The sequence below is a fragment of the Streptomyces sp. NWU339 genome (assembly GCF_003143855.1).
Lineage (GTDB): Bacteria > Actinomycetota > Actinomycetes > Streptomycetales > Streptomycetaceae > Streptomyces.
This window is the reverse complement of record NZ_QFRK01000036.1, coordinates 1-23412: the sequence shown is the minus strand read 5'-3', so window position 1 is coordinate 23412 and position 23412 is coordinate 1. Positions and strand designations below refer to the sequence as shown.

The 23412-nt window shown below is 71.4% G+C and carries 21 protein-coding genes and 2 pseudogenes; 9 read left to right on the top strand and 14 right to left on the bottom strand.

Annotation, left to right across the window (positions count from 1 at the left end; all coding sequences use genetic code 11):
- Positions 1-2: 2 nt before the first annotated feature.
- Positions 3-728, bottom strand: a complete 726-nt coding sequence (locus tag DIZ27_RS31410) for a LuxR C-terminal-related transcriptional regulator (RefSeq protein WP_109381816.1) — start codon at positions 726-728, stop codon at positions 3-5.
- Positions 729-1596: 868 nt separating this feature from the next.
- Here DIZ27_RS31410 and DIZ27_RS31405 point away from each other — a divergent pair.
- Positions 1597-2535 (top strand): TauD/TfdA family dioxygenase, encoded by a 939-nt coding sequence (locus tag DIZ27_RS31405; protein ID WP_109381815.1) that lies wholly within the window; start codon positions 1597-1599, stop codon positions 2533-2535.
- On the opposite strand, the pseudogene DIZ27_RS48865 reads toward DIZ27_RS31405, so the two are convergent.
- From DIZ27_RS48865 to DIZ27_RS47595, 4 genes and pseudogenes are all read right to left on the bottom strand, one after another.
- A pseudogene (locus tag DIZ27_RS48865) lies at positions 2475-2699 on the bottom strand (hypothetical protein); the annotation flags it as partial. The gene DIZ27_RS31405 and the pseudogene DIZ27_RS48865 sit on opposite strands and share 61 nt — an antisense overlap.
- 37 nt (positions 2700-2736) lie before the next feature.
- On the bottom strand, positions 2737-3105 hold the full coding sequence (locus DIZ27_RS31400; protein WP_109381814.1) for a helix-turn-helix domain-containing protein: 369 nt from the start codon (positions 3103-3105) through the stop codon (positions 2737-2739).
- Positions 3102-3500: a type II toxin-antitoxin system RelE/ParE family toxin gene (locus tag DIZ27_RS31395; protein ID WP_375232021.1), complete on the bottom strand. Its 399-nt coding sequence runs from the start codon at positions 3498-3500 to the stop codon at positions 3102-3104. The genes DIZ27_RS31400 and DIZ27_RS31395 overlap by 4 nt, the downstream gene beginning before the upstream one ends.
- A gap of 75 nt (positions 3501-3575) precedes the next feature.
- Positions 3576-3698, bottom strand: coding sequence for a hypothetical protein (locus tag DIZ27_RS47595; RefSeq protein WP_258308624.1), 123 nt, complete (start codon positions 3696-3698; stop codon positions 3576-3578).
- A 118-nt stretch (positions 3699-3816) separates the two neighbouring features.
- On the opposite strand from DIZ27_RS47595, the gene DIZ27_RS31390 reads away from it, so the two are divergent.
- Both DIZ27_RS31390 and DIZ27_RS31385 read left to right on the top strand, forming a co-directional pair.
- On the top strand, positions 3817-4692 hold the full coding sequence (locus DIZ27_RS31390; RefSeq protein WP_109381812.1) for a helix-turn-helix transcriptional regulator: 876 nt from the start codon (positions 3817-3819) through the stop codon (positions 4690-4692).
- Complete coding sequence (locus tag DIZ27_RS31385) at positions 4689-4907, top strand: DUF397 domain-containing protein (protein WP_109381811.1); 219 nt, start codon at positions 4689-4691, stop codon at positions 4905-4907. Before DIZ27_RS31390 ends, DIZ27_RS31385 begins: the two co-directional genes overlap by 4 nt.
- 39 nt (positions 4908-4946) lie before the next feature.
- Here the strand turns inward: DIZ27_RS31385 and DIZ27_RS31380 are convergent, their stop codons facing one another.
- Positions 4947-6308, bottom strand: coding sequence for a glutamine synthetase family protein (locus tag DIZ27_RS31380; RefSeq protein WP_109381859.1), 1362 nt, complete (start codon positions 6306-6308; stop codon positions 4947-4949).
- Between the two features lie 370 nt (positions 6309-6678).
- Here DIZ27_RS31380 and DIZ27_RS31375 point away from each other — a divergent pair, with 370 nt between their 5' ends.
- Positions 6679-7869: a globin domain-containing protein gene (locus tag DIZ27_RS31375; protein ID WP_109381810.1), complete on the top strand. Its 1191-nt coding sequence runs from the start codon at positions 6679-6681 to the stop codon at positions 7867-7869.
- Here the strand turns inward: DIZ27_RS31375 and DIZ27_RS31370 are convergent.
- Complete coding sequence (locus tag DIZ27_RS31370) at positions 7866-8309, bottom strand: Rrf2 family transcriptional regulator (protein WP_109381809.1); 444 nt, start codon at positions 8307-8309, stop codon at positions 7866-7868. The two genes, DIZ27_RS31375 and DIZ27_RS31370, sit on opposite strands and share 4 nt — an antisense overlap.
- A 140-nt stretch (positions 8310-8449) precedes the next feature.
- Between DIZ27_RS31370 and DIZ27_RS31365 the strand changes: the two genes are divergently transcribed.
- Positions 8450-10204, top strand: coding sequence for an NAD+ synthase (locus DIZ27_RS31365; RefSeq protein ID WP_109381808.1), 1755 nt, complete (start codon positions 8450-8452; stop codon positions 10202-10204).
- Here the strand turns inward: DIZ27_RS31365 and DIZ27_RS31360 are convergent.
- From DIZ27_RS31360 to DIZ27_RS31345, 4 genes are all read right to left on the bottom strand, one after another.
- Positions 10182-11456, bottom strand: coding sequence for an MFS transporter (locus DIZ27_RS31360; RefSeq protein ID WP_109381807.1), 1275 nt, complete (start codon positions 11454-11456; stop codon positions 10182-10184). The genes DIZ27_RS31365 and DIZ27_RS31360 overlap by 23 nt on opposite strands.
- A gap of 141 nt (positions 11457-11597) precedes the next feature.
- Positions 11598-12560 carry an endonuclease/exonuclease/phosphatase family protein gene (locus DIZ27_RS31355; RefSeq protein ID WP_375232022.1) on the bottom strand — a complete coding sequence of 321 codons (963 nt, stop codon included), beginning with the start codon at positions 12558-12560 and terminating at the stop codon, positions 11598-11600.
- A gap of 351 nt (positions 12561-12911) precedes the next feature.
- Positions 12912-13553 carry a TetR/AcrR family transcriptional regulator gene (locus DIZ27_RS31350; protein WP_109381805.1) on the bottom strand — a complete coding sequence of 214 codons (642 nt, stop codon included), beginning with the start codon at positions 13551-13553 and terminating at the stop codon, positions 12912-12914.
- Positions 13554-13643: 90 nt separating this feature from the next.
- Positions 13644-15233, bottom strand: coding sequence for a DHA2 family efflux MFS transporter permease subunit (locus DIZ27_RS31345; RefSeq protein ID WP_109381804.1), 1590 nt, complete (start codon positions 15231-15233; stop codon positions 13644-13646).
- 242 nt (positions 15234-15475) lie between these two features.
- Between DIZ27_RS31345 and panB the strand changes: the two genes are divergently transcribed.
- The 3 genes from panB (at position 15476) to DIZ27_RS31330 (ending at position 18514) form a co-directional block, all read left to right on the top strand.
- On the top strand, positions 15476-16351 hold the full coding sequence (panB, locus tag DIZ27_RS31340) for a 3-methyl-2-oxobutanoate hydroxymethyltransferase (protein ID WP_109381803.1): 876 nt from the start codon (positions 15476-15478) through the stop codon (positions 16349-16351).
- A 247-nt stretch (positions 16352-16598) separates the two neighbouring features.
- Positions 16599-17633, top strand: coding sequence for an ATP-binding cassette domain-containing protein (locus DIZ27_RS31335; RefSeq protein ID WP_181383769.1), 1035 nt, complete (start codon positions 16599-16601; stop codon positions 17631-17633).
- Positions 17630-18514, top strand: a complete 885-nt coding sequence (locus tag DIZ27_RS31330) for an ABC transporter permease (protein ID WP_258308623.1) — start codon at positions 17630-17632, stop codon at positions 18512-18514. The genes DIZ27_RS31335 and DIZ27_RS31330 overlap by 4 nt, the downstream gene beginning before the upstream one ends.
- Before the next feature lie 55 nt (positions 18515-18569).
- Here DIZ27_RS31330 and DIZ27_RS31325 read toward each other — a convergent pair whose 3' ends face one another.
- Complete coding sequence (locus tag DIZ27_RS31325; RefSeq protein WP_109381801.1) at positions 18570-21851, bottom strand: BTAD domain-containing putative transcriptional regulator; 3282 nt, start codon at positions 21849-21851, stop codon at positions 18570-18572.
- A gap of 215 nt (positions 21852-22066) precedes the next feature.
- Between DIZ27_RS31325 and DIZ27_RS31320 the strand changes: the two genes are divergently transcribed.
- On the top strand, positions 22067-22867 hold the full coding sequence (locus DIZ27_RS31320) for a site-2 protease family protein (RefSeq protein WP_109381800.1): 801 nt from the start codon (positions 22067-22069) through the stop codon (positions 22865-22867).
- 38 nt (positions 22868-22905) lie between these two features.
- Here the strand turns inward: DIZ27_RS31320 and DIZ27_RS31315 are convergent, their stop codons facing one another.
- Both DIZ27_RS31315 and DIZ27_RS31310 read right to left on the bottom strand, forming a co-directional pair.
- Positions 22906-23124 carry a hypothetical protein gene (locus DIZ27_RS31315; RefSeq protein WP_109381799.1) on the bottom strand — a complete coding sequence of 73 codons (219 nt, stop codon included), beginning with the start codon at positions 23122-23124 and terminating at the stop codon, positions 22906-22908.
- Positions 23125-23180: 56 nt separating this feature from the next.
- Positions 23181-23412, bottom strand: a pseudogene (locus tag DIZ27_RS31310) (NADPH-dependent F420 reductase); the annotation flags it as partial.

The window sequence follows — 23412 nt, the reverse complement described above, 5'->3', positions numbered from 1 at the left end:
CCCTACGCGCCCAGCGCCTCCCCCAAGCCCGTACCCACGAGCCCTTCGCGCAGGGCGACCGCGGCGGCCTGGGTGCGGTTGGGGCAGTCGAGCTTGGCCAGCACGAGCGCGACGGTGCGCTTGGCGACATGCTCGGACACCTCGAGGGCCTGCCCGATCTGCCGGTTGCTGAGCCCCTCGACCAGCAGTTCCAGCACCCGGCTCTCCCGCTCGGTGAGCTGCCTCCTCGGAAACCGGGTCCGCGGCCCGGCGGCGCCCCGGGCGGGCCGGACGGACCGGGGCGCCGCCACCGTCTGCCCGGCCGGCACCGGCGCCGGCCAGACCCCCTCGGCCGGGTTCCTCAGTGCCTCGTCGAGCCCCTCGCTGGTCAGGGCGTCCTGGTCGAGGATTCCGTCACAGGGCACGACCTCGCCGGACGCGGCGCGCCGCACCTCGGCACCGGGCAGCACCAGCAGGACCCGGACCCCGTTGCGGCGGACGACCTCCGCCAGTTCGGCGGCCCACGCGTCCTCGCCCTCCCCGGCGCCGTTCACACACCAGAGCACCAGCACGTCGCAGGAGAGGATGAGCAGTTGGACGGCGTCCTCGGGCGACGCCGTCGTGAACTCATCGGGCCGGAAGACGGTGGTCTGCTTCACGTGGGCCGCTTCCTCCAGCATGGCTGCGAGCCCACTGCGCGCGACAGCACCTCGCGCCACGACCGCGACCCTGACCGATCCCTGGTTCATCCAGCGCCCCTGTCCATCCGCCGACCGGCTCCCCCACCGAGCCTCCGTCGCACAATCCCAGCGATTATGTCCCGACGGGGTGCGGTTTTGCGCCATCTCGAGGATTGCAGTAGATCGACGATCCAGTCACCACTCCGCGACATACGGTCATTCCGCCCCCTTCCCCGACCCCCATCCACAAGATCTCGGCCAATCGCTGCACCCGGTGAGGACCAACAGGGTGACGACGAGGTAGCCGTACTGGTCACGGCCCATCACCCGTAGGTTCACCGCTCTTCCCCTTCCCCTCATCCAGCGTTACGTCACTGTTCAGCGTGAGCCGCGTCGCGATACGGCGTGTACGGCGGAGGGCTGCGGATGTCGGTGGACGGTGAGGCGGCGGTTGAAGCTGCGGAGAGAGTCCGCGGGCATGCGGGCCGCCGAGTTCGCCGGCGGTGAGGGCCGGCGACGATGGCGGCGCCGCCCCTGGTGGACGCGTTCGGCGGCCGGACGGGATCCGTTGACAGAACACGGGCAAGATCACACAATCATCGCCATGACCACGTACTGGTTCGTCAGGATGTCGGTGGCGCCGCGCGTCCCGGATCGAACCGGCTGCGAGCGCTCCGGCCGATAGCCGACCGCACCCTCTGATCCCGGCCCGGCCCCTCACCACCCGGGCCCGCTCCCCTTCTTCCCGGCCGACGGCACCGCACAGAACCCCTTTCCCGGGCCGCCCCGGCAGTCCCGCACACCCGCTTCACGGCGGGTGTGCCCCTCGGCGTCCGCGACGCCCGGACGGCACGTGCTCCGTGCCCCGAAACGGCCGGCCCGTCCCATCTCCATGACCCGACCCGTTCGAACCCCGTGTGCAGAGGAAGGACGTCCCATGACCGTCACGAACACCGCACCGCCCGCCACCCTGCGTGAGGCACGCATCCCCGGAGACGGCCTCTACGAGGGACGGCGCGTCCTGCGCCGGGTGCCCGAGGGGTGGGAGGAGCGGCCCTACGAGCTGTTCGAGGTCGAGCCGCAGGCGCGCACGATCGGCGCCGAGATCAGAGGGGTCGACCTCTCCCGCCCGCTCGGGCCCGAGCTGCGCGCCGAACTCCACCGGGCCCTGCTGGAGTGGAAGGTGCTGTTCTTCCGGGGCCAGCACCTCGCCCCCGACCGGCAGCGCGCCTTCGCGCGCCACTGGGGCGAGTTGGAGACCAACCCGCTGCTCGCCACCGGTTCCAGCGAGGACGTCGTCCGCTTCGACAAGGGCAGCGGGTCCACCCCGACGTTCGAGAACGTCTGGCACGCCGACGTCACCTTCCGCGAGCGGCCGGCGCTCGGTGCCGTCCTCCAGTTGCGCGAGGTGCCGCCGGCCGGCGGCGACACCCTGTGGGCCGACATGGCCGCCGCCTACGACAACCTCCCGCAGGACGTGAAGGACCGCATCGACGGCGCCCGCGCCGTGCACGACTTCATCCCCGGTTTCGCGCGGTTCTACGAGCCCGAACGGCTCGTGTCGCACCAGGAGCACTTCCCGCCCGTGGAGCACCCCGTCGTGCGCACACATCCCGACACCGGGCGGCGCATGCTGTTCGTGAACGTCTCCTTCACCACCCGGATCACCGGCATGCCCCGCGAGGAGAGCGACCGACTGCTGCGCTACCTCTTCCAGCAGGCGCACATCCCCGAGTACCAGGTCCGTTTCCGCTGGCAGCCCGGTGACGTGGCGTTCTGGGACAACCGGGCCACCCAGCACTACGCGGTCAACGACTACGGCCCCCACCGCCGGATCGCCGAACGCGTCGCCATCGCGGGCGACCGACCCTTCTGACCTCCGGCGCACGGCCGTGCGGGTCGCTGACCCCGCACGGCCGACGGAGGCCGGGCAGCCGACACCGCGAGGGCGTGGAGCAGGTCGGTGGTCTCGGTGGGTTCGGCGCGGTCCTCCCGTTCCGTACAGGCGCGGTACATGTCCTCCAGCGCGGGCGTGAGTTCATCGCCGCCGAGACCGATCTCGCCCTGCGGACGTGGCTCAAGCTACCGAGTCGCGTCCGTCCGGCAGCGCTTCCTCCGGCTGATGGCGTCCGTGCGGGGTGAAGGTGAAAGCCGACGTGTCACGATCCAGGTCGATGGTCAGCGCCGCGTCCAGAGCCTTGGCCAGACGGGTGAGCAGCGGCAGAGTCGGTACGGAGTCTCCGCCCTCGATGTTGGAGATCTGCGGCTGAGTCATCTCCGCACGCCGCGCCAGCTCGGCCTGCGACAGGCCGAGCGCGGTACGCCGGTCATGGACAGCCTGGCCGAGGGCGAAGGCATACCCGGCTTCGACGTAGGCGGCGGATTCCTCGACCCTCTCCCCCAGAAGCTTCCTGGTCCGGCGGGTCTTCCACTCTGAGTGGTTCATGGGTTCCCTTCCTCCGTCCGGTCGTAGCCGTGCTCGGCAGGACCATGCTCGGCCTCGCACACCTTCTGCACCTGCTGGGCACGCTCGACCTCGCCACTCTCGCGTTGCTTGGCCTTGCGGAACACCGTCAGCAGCACAATGCGTCGGTCGAGAGCGAGCCAGTACGTGATGCGGACGGCATTGCCATCCATGGTGAAGCGCAGCTCTCGCACCTTGCCACCGAGATGACGAGCGTACGGCTCCCCCAGAGTGGTCGGCTGGTCCGCGAGCATGTCGACAGCACGTTCAGCCTTGTCGTAATGCGCGTCCAACAGGAGTTCCAGCCACCGCCGAACCTCTGGTTCGATCTCAATCGACCATCGATCACCCACACCCACTATTATACAGAAATCCATATGAGGAGTCGGCAGGAGGCGCGCCGTGCGACCTGCGGCACTCCCCCGCCACCCCACTCCTGGAACAACGATGAGTCACCCCTCGAAGACGGCGGCGGCCCGCCACTGTGCGGAGCCACCACCCTTTTTCGCCTTCTCGATCGCCGCCTTCCTGGCCTTCAGCGCCGCCGTCTCGGCCGTCTTCGCGGCCTTGAGCACGGCCTCACCCCCCAGATCACTCGTAGGTGTACCGCTCTCCTCTTCCCCTCACCCACCGTCATCGCCACACCTACCGTGAGACGCCTCGCGACGCGGCGCGTACGACGGAGGAATGCGGATGTCGGTGGACGGTGAGGCGGTACAGGTCAGGGACGAGACGGACGAACCAGGCTGGGAGGTGGACCCCGACGACGAGTGGGGGACGGCCGTCATCACCACGGTGGGCCGTCAGTTGAAGTTGCGGCGAGAGTCCGTGGGCATGCGGGTCGCCGACTTCGCGGCAGCGATGGGATACGGGGAGGACCTCGCCTACAAGGTCAAGGCCGGCAACCGCATCCCCCGCCCCGAGTACCTGGAGAAGGCCGACGAGGTCCTGGGCGCGGACGGACTCCTCGCCGCGATGTCGGAGGACGTGGCGAAGGTCAGGTACCCGAAGAAAGTGCGGGAACTGGCGAAGCTGGAGTCCCAGGCGCTCGAGATCGGGCTCTACAGCAACCACAACATCCACGGCCTGTTGCAGACCGAGGAGCACATGCGGGCACTCTTCGACGTCTGGCTTCCGGCTCACACCGAAGAGCAGACTGAACGCATGGTGGCCGCCCGGCTGGCCCGGCGCACTGTCTTCGACAGGTCACCGGCACCCGCCCTCAGCTTCGTCCAGGAGGAAGTGACGCTCCGCCGTCCGGTCGGAGGCACAATGGTGTGGCGTCGGCAGCTCGAACACCTTTTGGAACTCGGCAAGTTGCGGCACGTGTCGATTCAGGTGATGCCGACGGACGGTGAGGACCACTTCGGGACGGGCGGGCTGATCGAGGTGCTGAAGTTCTCCGACGGAACGGCGGTGGGACGCTCCGACGGGGCGTTCGCCGGGCGTCCGGTGACCGACCCGAAACAGCTGAGAATCCTCGAACTCCGCTATGGAGTGATCCGCGCCCAGGCTCTCACGCCCCGAGAGTCACGGGCCTTCATCGAACAGATGCTTGGAGAGTCATGACCGGCACCCCTCCCGCCCGGACCACCACCGTGCCCGCCTGGTTCAAGAGCAGCTACAGCAGCAGCGGCGACGGCAACGACTGCGTCGAGGTCGCCATATCCCCCGACAACGTCCTTGTCCGGGACTCCAAGAACACCCGGGCCCCCCGGCTCACCCTCACTCCGGCCGCCTGGGCGGACTTCCTGGGGATGGCAGGGTTCGCGAGCCGGGGGTGACCGCCAGAGCGGACACCCCCTCCGCGCCGCAGCGGAGCGTTACAGCACCGGCAGGTTCTTCCGCAGCTCGAAGGCGGTGACCTCGGAGCGGTACTCCTCCCACTCCTGCTTCTTGTTGCGCAGGAAGAAGTCGAAGACGTGTTCGCCGAGGGTCTCGGCGACCAGGTCGCTGCGTTGCATCAGGGCGAGGGACTCGCCGAGGTTCTGCGGGAGGGGTTCGATGCCGAGGGCGCGGCGCTCGGCGTCGGAGAGGGCCCAGACGTCGTCCTCGGCGCCGGGCGGGAGTTCGTAGCTCTCCTCCACGCCCTTCAGACCGGCGGCCAGGAGGAGCGCGTAGGTCAGGTACGGGTTGGCGCCGGAGTCGATCGAGCGGACCTCGACGCGGGCCGAACCGGTCTTGCCGGGCTTGTACATGGGGACGCGCACCAGGGCCGAGCGGTTGTTGTGGCCCCAGCAGATGTACGAGGGGGCCTCGCCGCCGGCGCCGGCGGTGCGCTCGGAGCCGCCCCAGATGCGCTTGTAGGAGTTGACCCACTGGTTGGTGACCGCGGAGACCTCCGCCGCGTGCTTCAGCAGGCCCGCGATGAAGGAGCGGCCGATCTTGGAGAGCTGGTACTCCGCGCCCGACTCGTAGAAGGCGTTGCGGTCGCCCTCGAAGAGGGAGAGGTGGGTGTGCATGCCGCTGCCCGGGTACTCCGAGAACGGCTTCGGCATGAACGTGGCCTGCACGCCCTGTTCCAGCGCCACCTGCTTCATGACCAGGCGGAACGTCATGATGTTGTCGGCCGTGGACAGCGCGTCCGCGTAGCGGAGGTCGATCTCCTGCTGGCCGGGGGCGCCCTCGTGGTGGGAGAACTCCACCGAGATGCCCATCGACTCCAGCATCGTGATGGCCTGGCGGCGGAAGTCCTGGCCGACGTTCTGCGGTGTGTGGTCGAAGTAGCCGGAGTTGTCGGCGGGGGTCGGGCGACTGCCGTCGAGCGGCTTGTCCTTCAGCAGGAAGAACTCGATCTCGGGGTGGGTGTAGAAGGTGAAGCCCATGTCGGAGGTGCGGGCCAGGGCGCGCTTGAGGACGTAGCGCGGGTCGGCGAAGGACGGGGAGCCGTCCGGCATGAGGATGTCGCAGAACATGCGGGCCGTGCCGGGTGCCTCGGCACGCCAGGGCAGGATCTGGAACGTCGACGGGTCCGGCTTGGCGATCATGTCGGACTCGTACACCCGGGCGAAGCCCTCGATCGCCGAGCCGTCGAAGCCGATGCCCTCGTCGAAGGCCTGCTCCAGCTCGGCCGGGGCCACGGCCACGGACTTCAGGAAGCCCAGCACATCCGTGAACCACAGCCGTACGAAACGGATGTCGCGCTCCTCCAACGTCCGGAGCACGAACTCCTGCTGCTTGTCCATCTTCCGCTTCCCCATCATCGCCGGTCGGACCGCCTTTTCCTTGCCGCGACGGATGGCCTCCTCGGGCTGCGGTCGGGCAGTCGGGCCATCCCACCACATCCGGGTTTCACGCGTGTTGCCGACCATGATCGTCCGACGGCCCCGTGCTTCACCGCACCCGCTGTCCATCTTGCCCGTTCGGGCCGGTGTGCGGAACGGCGGGCGCCGCTCCGGCACGTCGTCGGCGCGTCACCGGCGCGTCGGCGGCGGCCTCTCCGGCGCGTCGCCTTTCCGCAGGGTCCCTCGGTCGGCTCAACCCCACCCCCCTTAATTGGTATTTCAGGTGCAAGTTTTAATGAGTGATGCAGGCAGTCGAGAACGAGGAGACCTGATGCTGTCCGAGCAGTCCGCCGTCACCGTCCGAGCCACGCTCCCCGCCGTCGGAGCGGCCCTCGGCGAGATCACCGAGCGCTTCTACGCCGGGATGTTCGCCGCCCGCCCCGAGCTGCTGCGCGACCTGTTCAACCGCGGCAACCAGGCCGCGGGCACCCAGCGCGAAGCCCTCGCCGGTTCCATCGCGGCCTTCGCCACGCACCTGCTGGAGCACCCCGACGACCGGCCCGACGCGATGCTCCAGCGCATCGCGCACAAGCACGCCTCGCTCGGCATCACCCCGGACCAGTACGCCATCGTCCACGAGCACCTGTTCGCCGCCATCGTGGAGGTCCTGGGCGAGGCCGTCACCCCCGAGGTCGCGGCCGCCTGGGAGGAGGTCTACTGGCTGATGGCGAACGCCCTCGTCGCCGTCGAGAAGCGGCTCTACGAGGAGCAGGGCGGACCGAGCTGGCGGGAGTGGGAGGTCGTCGAGCGGGTCACCGAGACCGCCGACGTCGTCTCCTTCCGGCTGCGCCTGGTCGACGGGGGCCCGGTGCGGGACTTCCGTCCGGGCCAGTACGTCTCCGTCCGCGTCGCCCTCGACGACGGCGCCCGGCAGATCCGCCAGTACAGCCTCTCGGGGGCGCCCGGCCCGGACGAGCGGCAGTTCAGCGTCAAGCGCGTGCGCGAGGAGGGCGGGACGCCCGAGGGCGAGGTCTCCGCTCACCTCCACGCGCGCGTGCGGGTCGGTGACGTCCTGGAGCTGTCCGAGGCGTACGGCGATCTCGTCCTCGACGCCGAGCCCGGCACCCCCCTCCTGCTGGCCTCGGCCGGGATCGGGGTCACCCCGATGACCGCGATGCTGGCGCACCTCGCCGGCGGCGGGCACCAGGCCCCGGTCACCGTCGTGCACGGCGACCGCTCCCCCGCCGACCACGCCCTGCGCGCCGACCACGAGGGGTACGCGGCCAAGCTGGCGGACTCCACCGTGCGCTTCTGGTACGAGCGGGACGCCCCGGCCGGCACCTCCACCGGCTACGTCGACCTCACGGACGTGCCGGTGGCGCCGGGCACGCGCGCGTACCTGTGCGGTCCGCTGCCGTTCATGCGGACGGTGCGGGAGCAGCTGATCGGCAAGGGCGTCGCCCCGGCCGACATCCACTACGAGGTGTTCGGCCCGGACCTGTGGCTGGCCAAGCAGGGCTAAGGCGCCCGGGAGATCTCCAGCAGGAGCGGGCCCGTGGGATCCGTGGCGAGGTCCGCCACCGTGAGCGGGTCCAGCGAGGCGAAGAACGCCTCCTGGGCCCGCCGCAGCGCGCCCCGCAGGCGGCAGGCGGAACGGAGCGGGCACGGCGCGAGGGCCGAGGTGCCCTCGCAGTCGACGACGTCGTCCTCCCCCTCGAAGGCACGGACCACGGCGCCCACCGAGGCGGTGCGGCCCCGCTCCGTGAGGGCGAGGCCGCCGCCCCGGCCGCGGCGGGCCGTGAGCAGTTCCATGTGCTGGAGTTCGGCGACGACCTTGGCGGCGTGGGTGTACGGCACGTCGACGGCCGCCGCGACGTCACGCGTCGTCGGGTTGGAGTCGCCTGCCACGACGAGGCGCATCAGGACCCGCAGGGCGAGGTCGGTGGAGCGCAGCAGCCTCATGCCGGGCAGGGTAGGCAATGCGCATCCGGCGTTCAAATTATCCGTCGGAAGCTCTTGTGGAGTTTTCGGGCAGGGTCCACCAGCCACCCCCGCACGGCCTCCCACCCCATCGCGTCGGTTTGACGATTACACTGGCCCGCGTGCCTCAACTACGTCTCGCCCTGAACCAGATCGACTCGCGCGTCGGCGACCTCGCCGGCAACGCCGAAGCGATCGTCCGCTGGACCCGGCACTCCGCCGAACAGGGAGCCCACCTCGTGGCGTTCCCGGAGATGGCGCTGACCGGGTACCCCGTCGAGGACCTCGCCCTGAGGTCGTCCTTCGTGGCGGCCTCCCGCGCGGCCCTGCGCTCCCTCGCCGCGCGGCTCGCCGACGAGGGGTTCGGGGAACTGCCCGTCCTCGTCGGCTACCTCGACCGCAGCGCCACCGCCCAGCCGAAGTACGGCCAGCCCGCCGGTGCGCCGCGCAACGCGGCGGCCGTGCTGTACGGCGGTGACGTCGTGCTGGGCTTCGCCAAGCACCACCTGCCCAACTACGGCGTCTTCGACGAGTTCCGGTACTTCGTGCCCGGCGAGACCCTGCCCGTGCTGCGGCTGCACGGCGTGGACATCGCCTTCGCCATCTGTGAGGACCTGTGGCAGGACGGCGGGCGGGTGCCGGCCGCCCGGTCGGCGCGGGCCGGGCTGCTCCTGTCGGTCAACGCCTCGCCCTATGAGCGGAACAAGGACGACACCCGGCTCGAGCTCGTGCGCAAGCGGGCCCAGGAGGCGGGGTGCACGACGGCCTACCTCGCGATGACGGGCGGGCAGGACGACCTCGTCTTCGACGGGGACTCGATCGTCGTCGACCGGGACGGCGAGGTCGTGGCGCGCGCACCGCAGTTCACCGAGGAGTGCGTGGTGCTGGACCTCGAGCTACCGGCGGCCGCCGCCGACGCGCCCGCCGCCGGCGAGGTCGTCGACGACGGACTGCGGATCGACCGCGTCGTCCTGTCCGAGGCACCGCTGCCCGCCTACCCGGCGGAGCGGAGGGGGACGCGCGCGAAGCCGCTCGACGACGACGAAGAGGTGTACTCCGCGCTGGTCACGGGGCTTCGCGCGTACGTCGGGAAGAACGGGTTCGAGTCCGTGCTGATCGGGCTGTCCGGAGGCATCGACTCGGCGCTCGTCGCCGCGATCGCCTGCGACGCGGTGGGCGCGGAGCACGTGTACGGCGTCTCGATGCCGTCCAAGTACTCCTCCGACCACTCCAGGGACGACGCGGCGGAGCTGGCGCGGCGGACCGGGCTGAACTACCGGACGGTCCCCATCGGGCCGATGTTCGACGCGTACATGGGGGCGCTGGGGCTGTCCGGGCTGGCGGAGGAGAACCTCCAGTCCAGGTTGCGCGGGACGACGCTCATGGCGATCTCCAACCAGGAGGGCCACATCGTGCTGGCGCCGGGCAACAAGTCGGAGCTGGCCGTCGGTTACTCGACGCTGTACGGGGACTCGGTGGGGGCGTACGGGCCCATCAAGGACGTGTACAAGACGTCGGTGTTCCGGCTCGCCGAGTGGCGGAACCGCTCGGCGCGGGAGCGGGGGCAGACGCCGCCGATCCCGGACAACTCGATCACGAAGCCCCCGAGCGCCGAGCTGCGGCCGGGACAGGTCGACACGGACTCGCTGCCGGACTACCCGGTGCTCGACGCGATCCTCGAGCTGTACGTCGACCGGGACCGCGGGGCGGACGAGATCGTCGCGGGCGGGTTCGACGCTGAGCTGGTGAAGAAGACGCTGCGGATGGTCGACCGGGCCGAGTACAAGCGGCGGCAGTACCCGCCGGGGACGAAGATCTCCCCGAAGGGGTTCGGCAAGGACCGCCGGCTGCCGATCACGAGCGGCTGGCGGGAGTAGCGGCCGGGGCCTGCGCCTGCTGGGGAACCGGGGACTGCGCCTGCTGGGGTACGTGGCCGGTGACGACGCGGTCCCGGTTCGGGGACGGGGCCGCGGTGGGCGACGTCCTGCGGTCCACCGTGTGGGCCACCGCGGCCACGCCGATGCCGAGGGCGGCCAGCAGGGCGCCCGCGAGGGCCGGGGACGTCGTCCCGAAGCCTGCTGCGAGGGTCAGGCCGCCGACCCAGGCGCCTCCGGCGTTGCCCAGGTTGAAGGCCGCCTGGTTGGCGGACGAGGCCAGGGAGGGAGCCGCCGCCGCCTTCTCCATGACCATCAGCTGGAGCGGGGAGCCGGTGGCGAAGGCGGCCGTGCCCAGGAGGGTCACGGCCACGGCCGCGCCCGCCTCGGTGCGCATCAGGAGGGGGAAGAGCACCAGGACCGCCGTCAGCGCGGCCAGGCCGCCGAAGAGGGTGGCGCGCAGGGAGTGGTCGGCCAGCCGGCCGCCCAGCAGGTTGCCGGCCGTCGCTCCGACGCCGAACAGGGCGAGCAGCAGCGTCACGCTCGCTTCGGCGTAACCGGCGGAGTCCGTCAGCATCGGCGTGATGTAGCTGTACGCCGCGAAGAGCCCGCCGAAGCCCGCCACCGTGGTGCCGAGCGCCAGCCAGACGGGCAGGGAGCGCAGGGTGGCCAGTTCGCCGCGCAGACCGGCCGTGGGGGCGGCCGGGGTGTGGTCCGCCGGGATCAGCAGGGCCAGGGCGGCTATGGCGGCCAGGCCGATCGCGCTGACGCCGAGGAAGGTCACCCGCCAGCCGAGGTGCTGTCCCATGAAGGTGGCCGCGGGGACACCCACCACGTTGGCCGTCGTCAGGCCCAGGAACATCAGGGAGACCGAGCGGGCCTTGCGGTCGGGGGTCACCATGTCGGCGGCGACCACCGCTCCCACGCCGAAGAAGGCACCGTGCGGGAGACCGCTGAGGAAGCGCGCGGCCAGCAGCCAGTTGTGGTCGGGGGCGAACGCCGAGAGCGCGTTGCCCGCGACGAAGAGGACCATCAGGGCGATCAGCACCGTGCGCCGGGAGATCCTCGCCGTCGCGGCGGCGAGCAGCGGGGCGCCGACGACCACACCGAGGGCGTAGGCGGAGACCAGGTGGCCGGCGCTCGGGATGGAGATGTTCAGGTCGTCCGCGACGTCCGGAAGCAACCCCATGATCACGAACTCGGTGGTACCGATGCCGAAGGCGCCCACGGCGAGGGCGAGCAGGGCCAGGGGCATGAGGGGGCCTTTCGAGGCTGGGTTCCGCGCTGTTCCGCACGCTCATATGTTCATGTGCGGAACAAAGCCTCTCAGGTTCGGTGTTCCGGTGATCGACGCGCAGGTTGCCGACAGCCGTACGGACGGGGTTGACCTGGGGTTTCAGTCGTCCGGTGTGGCGAGCTTCACGCGGGCCGCGATCGGCAGGTGGTCGCTCGCCGTCCTCGGGAGCGACCACGAGCTCTCCGGCTCCGCGCCCTTGACCATGATCTGGTCGATCCGCGCCATCGGGAACGCCGCCGGCCAGCTGAAGCCGAACCCGCTGCCCGCCGCCCCCTGGGTGGAACGCATCTGGGAGGTGACGGCGTTCAGGGCGCGGTCGTTCATCGTGCCGTTCAGGTCGCCGAGCAGGACGACGTTCTCCAACGGTTCCCGGGCGATCGCGGAGCCCAGGGCGTCGGCGCTCTTGTCACGCTGGCGTGCGGTGAAGCCGGCCTCCAACTTCACGCGCACCGAGGGGAGATGGGCGACGTACACCGCGACCTGTGCCTCGGGCGCCGTCACCGTGGCCCGCATCGCGCGCTCCCAGCCCAGACGGATGTCGACGGCCGCCACGTCGCTCAGCGGGTACTTGCTCCACAGCCCGACCGTGCCGACCACCGCGTGGTACTTGTACGTCGGCGCCAGCGCCCTCTCGTACGCCGGAACCGCGGACGCCTTCAGCTCCTCGAGGGCCAGGACGTCCGCCCCCGAGGCGGCGACGTCGCGGGCGGTGCCGAACGGGTCCGGGTTCTCGGCGTTGACGTTGTGCGTGGCCACCGTGAGGTCGCCGCCGGGGCCGGTCCGGTCGATGAGCAGACCGCCGAAGAGGTTCAGCCAGACGACCGCGGGCAGCAGTACCGCGACCAGGGCGGTGGCGGACCTGCGGACCAGGGCCAGCAGGAGGATGACCGGGACGGCCAGCCCCAGCCAGGGCAGGAACGTCTCGATCAGACTGCCCAGGTTGCCGACCACGTTGGGGATGTGGGCGCGGGCCAGCATGACCAGCGCGAGCAGGACCGCGAACACGGCCAGCACCACGCCCCGGCGCCAGATGCGGCGGTCCCCGCGCCAGCCCCGGGTCATGCGGTCCCACAGGCGCCGAAGCCCGGAGGTCCGACGCTCGGGCCCCGAGCCGCCGTTGTCCCTCTCCGTCACGTACGCCTGCTGCGCCATACCGTCGCCTCACACCTTGCCGTGCACACCGTCGCCCCCCGCGTGCAAGACCCTAGGGGATGATTGGCGCCTTTCCCGCCGCCCGTCGACGGCCGTACGGAGGCGAGGACGAGCGGGACCGCTCCGGGAGTTCCGGGCGGGATCATGGAAAGCGCCCTCTGTGACGGAAGGCGCACATCGGGACGGCCGCGCGGGGTGTGCCGGTCGTGACAGCCGTGGTGACGGGCCGGGGCGGCTCGGAGCGGCGGGCCGGGGTGGCGGTCAAGCCTTGTTGACGGGGCGCAGGCCCTGGAGCAGCGTGTCGACGACCTGTTCGGCGAGGCCGTCCGGCAGTCCGGCGTCGGGGCGCAGGAGGGTGCGGACGAGCAGGGGGCCGATGACGATGTCGTTCAGCAGTTCGAGGTCGACGTCGGCGCGGAGTTCACCGTTCTCCCGGCCGCGGCGCAGCACCTCCAGGCCGAGCCGGCGGCGCGGCAGGATGACGGTGTTGTGGTAGGCGGCCCAGATCTTCGGGCTGCTCTTCATCTGGGTGTGCACGTTGTGCAGGATCACCGAGGCCCTGCTGGCGAGGCCGCGCCGGCGCAGGGACTCCAGCAGGACGACGAGGTCGTCGCGCATGGAGGTGCCGGGAAGTTCGGGGTCGACCGGTTCGGCTGCCCGCAGGACGTCGACGAAGAGTTCCTCCTTGCCGCTCCAGCGGCGGTAGATGGTGGCCTTGCCGACGCCGGCGGTGCGGGCGATCCGCTCGATGGACAGCTCCGCGAGGGGCACCCCGTCCTCCAGGAGCTTCATCGCGCCCTCGATGATGGCGCGTTCCACCGCCTCGCTGCGGGGGCGGCCCCGTGCGGGCCCGTCCGGCCGGGGATCGGCGTCTGCACCGGTGTCGGTGTCGGCGAGGCTCACGTCGCTGCGTCCTTTCCGTGGGGCCGGGGGCGATCGGCCGGGACGATTCTCCCCGGTGTCCGGCGGGTCGGCCCACCACCCCTTCGGCCGTCAGTCCCTCGTCGACACCAACTCCTCTTCCTTCTCGTCCCCTTCGGGCACCGGCGTCCGGCCCGGCAGGAACAGCCCGACGACGATCGCGCCGATCACCGCGACACCCGCTCCCCCCAGCGCCGTGACGTGCATGGCGTGCAGGAACGCGTCGTTCGCCGGTCCGATCAGGGCGTCACCGCGCGGGCCGAGCCTGGCCGCGACGCCCAGGGTGGCCTCGATGGACTCGCCGGCGGACTCCCGCAGACCCGGCGGCAGCAGGACCAGCTTGTCCTCGATGTGCGAGCGGTACGCGGTGGACAGCACCGAACCGAGGACGGCGATGCCCAGGGCGCCGCCGAGCTGGCGGAAGGTGTTGCTGAGCGCGGAGGCCGAACCCGCCTTCTCCCGCGGCAGCGTCTGCATGATCACGACGCTGACCGGCGTCATGATGTTCGCCATGGCGGCACCCATCAGGAAGAAGATCACCTCGAGGACCCAGATCGGCGTGTCCCCGTCCAGCAGGCAGAACCCGGCCAGCATCGCCGCGAGGAGCAGCATGCCGCCGGTGGTGGTCGCCCTGTTGCCGAAGCGGTTCACCAGCAGCCGGGCCCGCGGCGCGAAGATCATCTGCGCGGCGGCCAGCGGCAGCATCAGCAGACCGGTCTCCAGTGGCGTGTACCCGCGCACGCTCTGCGTGTAGAACACCGCGAAGAACATCACGCCCAACAGCGCGAAGAAGACCAGCGCGATCGCGACGATCGCGGCCGAGAAGACCTTGTTCCTGAAGTACGCCATGTCGATGGACGGGTGCGTGCTGCGCTTCTCGAACACCACGAACGCGGCGAGCACGGCGAGGCCGGCGCCGATGGTCGCCAGCACGGTGGCATCGGTGAAGTCGGCGAGCTGACCGCCCTTGATGATGCCGTAGACCAGCAGGACCAGACCGACCACGGACAGGGAGACGCCGACGGGATCGATCCGGCCGGGGTCCGGGTCGCGGGAGTCCGGCACCAGCCACAGCATCAGGACGAGGGCGGTCAGCACGATCGGCACGTTGACCAGGAAGACCGAGCCCCACCAGAAGTGCTCCAGGAGCAGTCCGCCGGTGACCGGGCCGATCGCGATGGCGAGACCCACCCCGCCCGCCCAGATGCCGATGGCCTTCGGCTGCTCCTCGCGTTCGAAGACGTTCATCAGCACGGCCAGCGTCGCCGGCATCACGAACGCGGCGCCCAGTCCCATCACCGCGCGGAAGCCGATCAGCTCCGCCGGGGTGCCGGAGAACGCGGCGAGTGCCGAGCCGAGGCCGAACACCGCGAGGCCCCCGAGCAGCACTTTCTTGCGGCCGATCCGGTCGCCGAGCAGGCCCGCCGTGAACAGCAGGCCCGCGAAGACGAGCGTGTAGGCGTTGATCGCCCACTCCAGCTCGCTCTGCGTGGCGCCCAGGCCGGTGGGAGCGGGCGTGGAGATCGTCTTGATGGCGACGTTCAGGATCGAGTTGTCCAGGACGACGATCAGCAGGCTCAGGATGAGCACGCCGAGGATCACCCAGCGGCGCCGGTGCACGTGTTCCGGTATCCGGCGGGCCGGGGCGGTGGGAGAAGTCATGCGGCCACCGTAGGACCATTTCGATACGAGACCGTCTCGTATCGAAACCCTTTTGCCGAGACCTTGCCGGGGCATTGCGCCGCCTTTCGCGGGGCTTTGCGCGTTCGACCGGGAGGCCGGGACGGCGGCCGGGCGGAACCCTCGGACCTCCCCTAGGCACCGGCCCGCTCGGAATGCCACCATGGAGGGGATCCGGGGACGCCGTCAGGGCGCCTCGAGATGACCTGTTAGGAGCCGTTGCAATGACGCAGCTTTCGGCTGCCCAGACTGGCAAGGCAGTCCCCTCCGACGGCAGCAAGACGCTGTACGGAGGCAAGGGCACCCGCCGTATCACCGTCCGCGACATCGCCCTCGCCAAGGAACGCGGCGAGAAGTGGCCCATGCTCACCGCCTACGACGCGACGACCGCTTCCGTCTTCGACGAGGCCGGCATCCCGGTCATGCTCGTCGGCGACTCGGCGGGCAACTGCCACCTCGGGTACGAGACCACCGTGCCCGTCACCCTCGACGAGATGACCATGCTGTCCGCCGCCGTGGTCCGCGGCACCCAGCGCGCCCTGATCGTCGCCGACCTGCCCTTCGGCTCGTACCAGGAGGGGCCGGTGCAGGCGCTGCGCTCGGCGACCCGGCTGGTGAAGGAGGCCGGTGTCGGCGCCGTCAAGCTGGAGGGCGGTGAGCGCTCGCACCGGCAGATCGAGCTGCTGGTCGAGTCCGGCATCCCGGTGATGGCGCACATCGGCCTGACCCCGCAGTCCGTGAACGCCATGGGCTACCGCGTCCAGGGGCGCGGCGAGGAGGCCGCGCAGCAGCTGCTGCGGGACGCCAAGTCCGTGCAGGACGCGGGCGCCTTCGCCGTCGTACTGGAACTGGTGCCTGCGGAGCTGGCCGCCGAGGTGACCCGGACCCTGCACATCCCCACCGTCGGGATCGGCGCGGGAGCCGGGACCGACGCGCAGGTGCTGGTGTGGACCGACATGCTCGGGCTGACCGGCGGCCGGGTGCCGAAGTTCGTCAAGCAGTACGTGAACCTGCGGGAGGTCATGGGCGGCGCGGCGAAGGCCTTCGCCGAGGACGTCGTCGGCGGAACGTTCCCGCAGGAGGAGCACTCCGTCCACTGAGCGCTGGGCGCTGCCGCTGAGCCAACGCCGCACCACGACGGCCCGCCGATCTTCCCCCGTCGGCGGGCCGTCGCCCCGTAGGGAGCTGATGTCCTTCTGGGGGGTGCGCCCCCAGACCCCCCTTCGGCCTGGACGGCCTCGTCCTCAAGCGCCGGACGGGCTGATGACCCGGCCTCGCCGACAAAGTTCCCGTCCCTGTCGGAAGTCTGTCGGGGGTTTGTCAGTGGGGGGTGACAGTCTCGGGGGCATGACGCGAAACGACAACGACTCCGGGGGCGCGGGCAGTGCCGTCACCGTGCGGGGGCTGGTCAAGCACTACGGCGAGACCAAGGCGCTGGACGGTGTCGACCTGGATGTCCGCGAGGGCACCGTGATGGGGGTGCTCGGACCGAACGGGGCCGGCAAGACGACCCTCGTACGGATCCTGTCCACCCTGCTCGCCCCGACCGCCGGCCGGGCCACCGTCGCCGGTTACGACGTGGTCCGCCAGCCCCGGCAGCTGCGCCGGGTGATCGGGCTGACCGGGCAGTACGCCTCCGTGGACGAGAAGCTCTCCGGCTGGGAGAACCTCTACATGATCGGCCGGCTGCTCGACCTGCCCCGCAAGGAGGCCCGCGCCCGCGCCGACGGGATGCTGGAGCGGTTCTCGCTCGCCGAGGCGGCCCGGCGCCCGGCGGCCACCTACTCCGGCGGCATGCGGCGCCGGCTGGACCTGGCCGCCTCGATGATCGGCCGGCCGACCGTGCTGTTCCTGGACGAGCCGACCACCGGACTGGACCCGCGCACCCGCAACGAGGTGTGGGTCGAGGTCAAGCGGCTGGTCGGGGACGGGGTGACGGTGCTGCTGACCACCCAGTACATGGAGGAGGCCGAGCAGCTCGCCTCCGGACTGACCGTCGTGGACCGCGGCAAGGTCATCGCGAGCGGCGGCATCGAGGAGCTGAAGGCCAGGGTCGGCGGCCGTACCCTGCGCATCCGTCCGGCCGATCCGCTCCAGTTGCGCCCGCTCGCCGACGCTCTCGACGGCCTGGGCATCACCGGGCTCGCGAGCGCGGCCGTGGACACCGAGCGGGGTGCCGTACTGGTCCCGGTCCTCAGCGACGAGCAGCTGACCGCGGTGGTCGGCGCCGTCACCGCGCGCGGCCTCACCCTCGCCTCCATCACCACCGAACTGCCCAGCCTGGACGAGGTGTTCCTGTCCCTCACCGGCCACCGCGCCAGTGCCCCGCAGGACACTGTGTCCGCCGAGACCGCCGATACCCACGAGGAGGCCGCCGCATGAGCTCCGCGACGACCGTGACCACTTCCGGCGACGCGCCCGGATCGACCAGCGGGTCCGGATCGACCGACGGATCCGAAGCGGCTCCCGTGATCAGCGCGGACGGCCGTATCCCGCTCCGTTCCCATCTGCGCCACACCGGCGCGCTGGTCCGCCGCAACCTGCTGTGGATCCGGCAGGACCCGGAGTCCATGTTCGACGCCGTGCTGTTCCCGATCGTCTTCACGCTGCTGTTCGTGTACGTCTTCGGCGGCTCGATCGGGCAGGCGCTGGGCGGCGGGCAGGAGGCGTACGTCCAGTACATCGTGCCCGGCCTGATGGCCATGATGGGCATGAACATGGCCATGGGGGTGGGTACCGGCTTCAACCAGGACTTCAACACGGGTGTCATGGACCGTTTCCGGTCGCTGCCCATCGGCCGCGGCTCGGTACTCTTCGCCAAGATCGCGGTCGAGATACTGCGGATGCTGATCGCCACCACGATCCTCCTGGTCGTCGGTGTCCTGGTCGGCTTCGACATCACCCGCTGGCCCGGACTGTTCGCCGCCGTGGGGCTGTCCGTGGTGTTCGGTTCCGCCCTCATGTGGATCTTCATCACGCTGGGCGTGACGATGAAGAACGCGCAGTCGGTGCAGGCGATGGGCTTCCTGGTGCTGATGCCGCTGCAGTTCGGTTCGTCGATCTTCGCGCCGACCGGGTCGATGCCGGGCTGGCTGCAGAGCTTCACCGAGTACAACCCGCTGTCCTCACTGGCGGACGCCGCGCGCGGGCTGATGGTGGGCGGTCCGGTCGCGCACGACCTGTGGATGACGCTTGCCTGGTCGGTGGGGATCACCGCGGTGATGGCACCCATCGCGATCCACAAGTTCCGCACCAAGAGCTGACACCCGGCACCGCCCGGCCCGGCGGGCACCCCGCCGGGCCGGGCGGTGGGCCGGCTCAGACCAGGGCGGCGGCCTTCTCCGGGGAGAGGGCGGTGCCCTCGGTGTACGCGGCCTCGTAGGCCGGGTCGCCGAGGGCCGCCCGGGTCCGCCGCTCGGCCAGGACGCGCACCTCGCGCTCCATGCGGGCGGCGACATGGCCGGGGGGCAGCAGGGCGTCGGCGGCACCGAGGCAGCGGGCCGCGTCCCGGGCGCGCCGCCCGCCGTCCACCACGGCCAGTACCGTGGCGCCCATGGTCAGATACGCCGCGCGCATGTGAGAGGCGATGGCCACGGTCAGCGGATCGCCGGACCGCGCGAGCGCCGCGCGGACGGTGACCAGCGCCTGTTCGTCGTGCCCGTCGACGATGTCCAGCCAGCCCTCGGCCCCGAGGATGAGCGCGTCGAAGACGACGTAGTGCGCGATACGGAACTCCTCGCGCAGCGCTCGCAGTTGGGCCCGCGCCTCGGCGGTCCGGCCGGTCATGCCGAGCCAGCCGGTCAAGAAGAGCCGGGCGGCGGGCATCGCCTCGTTGTGCCCGTCGCCCGGCAGGTCGATGACCTCGCGCAACAGCCGTTCGCCGCGTTCCTCTTCCTCTTCGTCACCTGCCTCCAGCAGCGCGCTGCCCAGCCGGGTGGTGAGCACCGCCACCTGGGTGCGGGCCCCGAGGCGTTCGGCGTACTCGATCGCCGCCTCGTAGTCCGCGGCGGCGAGCCGGTACTCCCCGCCGCGTTCGCGTGCCTCTCCGCGCGCGGAGAGCGCCTCGGCGGTGCCCCAGGCGTCCCCGAGACGCCGGTAGATCTCCAGGGCCTCGTCGGCGTCGCGCCGCGCGTCACCCGCCCGGTCGCTGCGGTTGGCGAGGAGGTTGGCCCGCGTCTGCAGGGTGGAGGCCAGCTCCCACTCGAAGCCGGGCGTTTGCCGGCAGGTGCGCACACCGGCGTCGGCGGCGGTGCGCAGCGTGCTCATGTCGCCGGTCAGTATCAGGGCGAACGCCCAGAACGTGCCGGGCGGGCGGCAGGTCTGCGGCAGGCCGGGCTCGTAGGCCGCGGCGATGAGGCGCAGTCTGTGCTGTGCCTGCGGGGTCTGCCAGTCGTCCAACTCCGTGTCCATGCAGGCCATGTGGGCCAGATGAACGCCACGCCGGGCCTCGGCGAGCACCTCACCGGCCAGCGGCGGCGGGGCGTCGGTGCAGCGCTGCCACAACGCGGCTGCGGGGCGCACCGGTTCGGTGAACGGGTCCGGGCCGAGCGCCATGACCTCACGGCACCAGTTGCGGAGCTCGATCCGTTGGTCGCGCATCTGCCAGTACCAGACCAGCGACAGCGTCAAGCATAGCGCCTCGTGCTCGTCGCGCGCGGCGACGGCGCGCCGCAGCGCGGTGCGCAGATTCTCGTACTCACGCTCCAGCCGCTGGATGGCTCCGAGTTGCTCCGGCCCACGCAGCAACGGATCGGTGGCGCGTGCGAGTTCGCGGTAGTACGTCAGATGCGCACGTTCGGCCCCGGCCCGCTGCCCGGCCTCGTCGAGACGTTCGGCCGCGTACTCGGCGACCGTCTCCAGCAGCCGGTAGCGCATCCCGGCGTCACCCGAAGGGGCCGCCACCACCAGGGACTTGTCCACGAGCGACCCGAGTGCGTCCAGGGCCACCGGCCCGCAGACGGCCTCGGCGGCGGCGAGGTCACAGCCGCCGGCGAAGACGGACAGCCGCCGCAGCACGTCCCGTTCGTCCGCGTCGAGCAGGTCCCAGGACCAGTCGACGACGGCCCGCAGGGTCTGCTGACGGTGCCGCGCGGTGCGGCTGCCGGAGGTGAGCAGTCGGAAGCGGTCGTCGAGGCGGTCGGCGATCTGGCGCGGGGTCAGCATCCGCAGCCGGGCGGCGGCGAGTTCGATGGCGAGGGGCAGCCCGTCGAGCCGGCGGCAGATCTCCGCGCACGCTTCCGGATCGTCGTCGACGCGGAAGCCGGGGTGGGCGGCGGCCCCGCGGTCGGCGAGCAGTCGCAGCGCGACCGGCTCCGGCAGCGGCTCCACCGGACGCAGCAACTCCCCCGGTACGCCCAGGGGTTCGCGGCTGGTGGCGAGCACGGTGAGGCCGGGGCAGCGTTCCAGCAGTGCCTGGGCCAGCCGGGCGGCGGCCTCCACGACGTGCTCGCAGTTGTCCAGGACGAGCAGCATGCGGCGCCTGCCGCAGTGTTCGGCGAGCCGGTCCAGGGGGTCGTCACCGCGGTCGGCTCCTGCCGCCCGCATGCTCTCGACGCCGGCGCCGTACAGCACGGTCTCGCGGGCACCGACGGCGGTGACCACCGCCTCGGGGACGTCGGCGGGGTCGTCGACCGGGGCGAGTTCGGCCAGCCACACTCCGTCCGGACTGTGCTGCCGGACGGCCTCGGCGGCCTCCTGCGACAGCCTGGTCTTGCCGGCCCCGCCCGGCCCGAGCAGGGTGACCAGCCGGGCGGCGGCGAGATCGCGGCGGATCGCCTCGATGTCGGCCTCCCGGCCGACGAAGGAGGTCAACCGGGCCCGCAGGTTGCCGGGCGGCCGGGGGGACCCGGACGGCGGCTCCGGTGCAAGCGTGTCCGGGCTCAGCAACTCGGCGTGCAGGGCGCGCAGTTCGCCGCCGGGATCGGAGCCGAGGCGGTCCGCGAGCAGCCGCCGCACGTCCTCGTACGCGGCCAGCGCCTCGGCGCTGCGGCCCGCGTCGCGCAGGGCCCGCAGCCGCAGCGCCTGAAAGGGCTCGTCGAGCGGATGGCTGTCGCACAGGGCGGTCAGCTCGGGCAGCGCCTGCTCGGCCCGGCCGAGGGCGAGGGCCGCGCCGTGCCGGGCGCGCAGGGCGTCCAGGCGCCGGGTGTCGAGCCGGGCCGCCTCGGCGGTGCGGTCGGGCAGGTCGGCGAGGGCGGGACCGTGCCACAGGGCGAGGGCGTCGTCGAGCACGGCGCCCGCCTTGGCCGGGTCCCCGTCGGACAGCGCGCGCAGGCCCTCTGTGGCCAGCCGCTCGAAACGGTGCAGGTCGATGTCGTCGGGCGCGGCCGTGAGCCGGTAGCCGCCGTCGTCGGAGGCCACCGCGTCCGCGCCGAGCGCCCGCCGCAGCCGCCCCACCAGTGCTTGCAGCGCCCCCGTCGCGTCGGCCGGCGGGTCTCCGTCCCACACCTCGTCGACGAGCAGCCGCACCGGCACCGTACGGCCCGCCCGCAGCGCGAGCACGGTCAGCAGCGCACGCAGCCGCGCCCCGCCGACCGGGACGGCGGTGCCGTCGGGGCGGAGTGCCTGTGTGGTGCCGAGAACGCGATAACGCACGAGGCCCATTGTCTCCGGTGGTGCGGGGGCGATCACAGGTCGGGGGCGGCGGCCCGATCGGAGCCGGGGCGGTGGCGGGTCGGGGCCGGTGGGGTCCGGGCGCCCTCGTCCCACCCTCTCCGGAACCGGTGGTCGGCGCGAGACGTTTTCCGGGTGCGCCCGGTACGGTCGGGCAGTCCGCCCCGCGTGCCGCCGTGCGCCCGCCGAGCAGTCCAGGGAGCCCCATGACCACCGCCGCCACCCGCCGCAGCGACCGGAGGGTCAGCCCCGTGTTCCTGGGGATCCTGGCCGTCACGGCGGTCACGGGATGGGCCACCTGGACCGGGTTCGCGGACCAGCCCGGCTTCGCCGTGTTCCTGTTCGTGACCGCCGCCTGGATCGTCTCGCTGTGCCTGCACGAGTACGCGCACGCGCGCACCGCGCTGCACAGCGGCGACATCTCGATCGGCGCGAAGGGCTACCTCACGCTGAACCCGCTGAAGTACACCCATGCCCTGCTGAGCATCGTGCTCCCCGTGGTGTTCGTGATCATGGGTGGCATCGGTCTGCCGGGCGGGGCGGTGTTCATCGAGCGGGGCCGGATCCGGGGGCGCTGGCGGCACAGTCTGATCTCGGCGGCGGGTCCCCTGACGAACGTCCTGTTCGCGGCGGTGTGCACGGCACCGTTCTGGCTGGACGCGCTGGACGGCGTACCGGTCCACTTCCGGTACGCGCTGGCGTTCCTCGCGCTGCTCCAGGTGACGGCCGCGATCCTGAACTTCCTGCCGGTGCCGGGACTGGACGGCTACGGCGTGCTCGAGCCCTGGCTGTCGCACGGGTTCCGGCGGCAGGTGGAGCCGCTCGCGCCGTTCGGCCTGCTGATCGTGTTCGCGCTGCTGTGGCTGCCCGCGGTGAACGGTGTGTTCTTCGACGTGGTCCACTCGATCCTGTCGGCCCTGGGCATCCACGAGTTCGAGACGTACTGCGGCCTGGAGCTGTTCCGCTTCTGGCAGGACACGAACGGGCGCTGCTCGGTCGTCGCGTGACGGAACCGGCCGTCAGCAACTGATGCCGGAGCCGGCCGTCAGCACGTGGCGGAGTGGTCCGCCTGGGCGGCCTGTGCCGCCCGCAGTTCCTTCTGCGCCCGGGCGCGCCGCACGTAGTACCAGGTCATGTTGGACGACAGGCCCACGAGCAGGATCCAGACGACGCCCAGAAACCAGCTGCCCCGGGCGAAGGACACGGCGGCCGCGGCGACGGCGAGGAGGCAAACGGTGAGGGCGTAGAGAGCGAGGCGGGGCATGGCGGCTGGGCTCCTGTCGGGGGACACTGCTTCGTCGACCAGTGTCCCCCATCGCCTCATACGTCCGTGACGCGGAGCCCGGCGTGTGCCTTGTAGCGGCGGTTGACGGAGATCAGGTTGGCGACCAGCGCCTCCACCTGGTGGGCGTTGCGCAGCCGCCCGGCATAGACGCCCCGCATGCCCGGAATGCGCCCGGCCAGCGCCTGCACGATCTCCACGTCGGCGCGGACCTCGCCGAGCACCATCACATCGGTGTCGATCCGGTCGATCTCCGGGTCCTGGAGCAGC

Coding starts and splice junctions, on each gene's coding strand:
- DIZ27_RS31410 (WP_109381816.1), bottom strand. CDS start 728: ATGAACCAGGGATCGGTCAGGGTCGCGGTCGTGGCGCGAGGTGCTGTC.
- DIZ27_RS31405 (WP_109381815.1), top strand. CDS start 1,597: ATGACCGTCACGAACACCGCACCGCCCGCCACCCTGCGTGAGGCACGC.
- DIZ27_RS31400 (WP_109381814.1), bottom strand. CDS start 3,105: ATGAACCACTCAGAGTGGAAGACCCGCCGGACCAGGAAGCTTCTGGGG.
- DIZ27_RS31395 (WP_375232021.1), bottom strand. CDS start 3,500: ATGGATTTCTGTATAATAGTGGGTGTGGGTGATCGATGGTCGATTGAG.
- DIZ27_RS31390 (WP_109381812.1), top strand. CDS start 3,817: ATGTCGGTGGACGGTGAGGCGGTACAGGTCAGGGACGAGACGGACGAA.
- DIZ27_RS31385 (WP_109381811.1), top strand. CDS start 4,689: ATGACCGGCACCCCTCCCGCCCGGACCACCACCGTGCCCGCCTGGTTC.
- DIZ27_RS31380 (WP_109381859.1), bottom strand. CDS start 6,308: ATGGACAAGCAGCAGGAGTTCGTGCTCCGGACGTTGGAGGAGCGCGAC.
- DIZ27_RS31375 (WP_109381810.1), top strand. CDS start 6,679: ATGCTGTCCGAGCAGTCCGCCGTCACCGTCCGAGCCACGCTCCCCGCC.
- DIZ27_RS31370 (WP_109381809.1), bottom strand. CDS start 8,309: ATGAGGCTGCTGCGCTCCACCGACCTCGCCCTGCGGGTCCTGATGCGC.
- DIZ27_RS31360 (WP_109381807.1), bottom strand. CDS start 11,456: ATGCCCCTGGCCCTGCTCGCCCTCGCCGTGGGCGCCTTCGGCATCGGT.
- DIZ27_RS31355 (WP_375232022.1), bottom strand. CDS start 12,560: ATGACCCGGGGCTGGCGCGGGGACCGCCGCATCTGGCGCCGGGGCGTG.
- DIZ27_RS31345 (WP_109381804.1), bottom strand. CDS start 15,233: ATGACTTCTCCCACCGCCCCGGCCCGCCGGATACCGGAACACGTGCAC.
- panB (WP_109381803.1), top strand. CDS start 15,476: ATGACGCAGCTTTCGGCTGCCCAGACTGGCAAGGCAGTCCCCTCCGAC.
- DIZ27_RS31335 (WP_181383769.1), top strand. CDS start 16,599: ATGACGCGAAACGACAACGACTCCGGGGGCGCGGGCAGTGCCGTCACC.
- DIZ27_RS31330 (WP_258308623.1), top strand. CDS start 17,630: ATGAGCTCCGCGACGACCGTGACCACTTCCGGCGACGCGCCCGGATCG.
- DIZ27_RS31325 (WP_109381801.1), bottom strand. CDS start 21,851: ATGGGCCTCGTGCGTTATCGCGTTCTCGGCACCACACAGGCACTCCGC.
- DIZ27_RS31320 (WP_109381800.1), top strand. CDS start 22,067: ATGACCACCGCCGCCACCCGCCGCAGCGACCGGAGGGTCAGCCCCGTG.
- DIZ27_RS31315 (WP_109381799.1), bottom strand. CDS start 23,124: ATGCCCCGCCTCGCTCTCTACGCCCTCACCGTTTGCCTCCTCGCCGTC.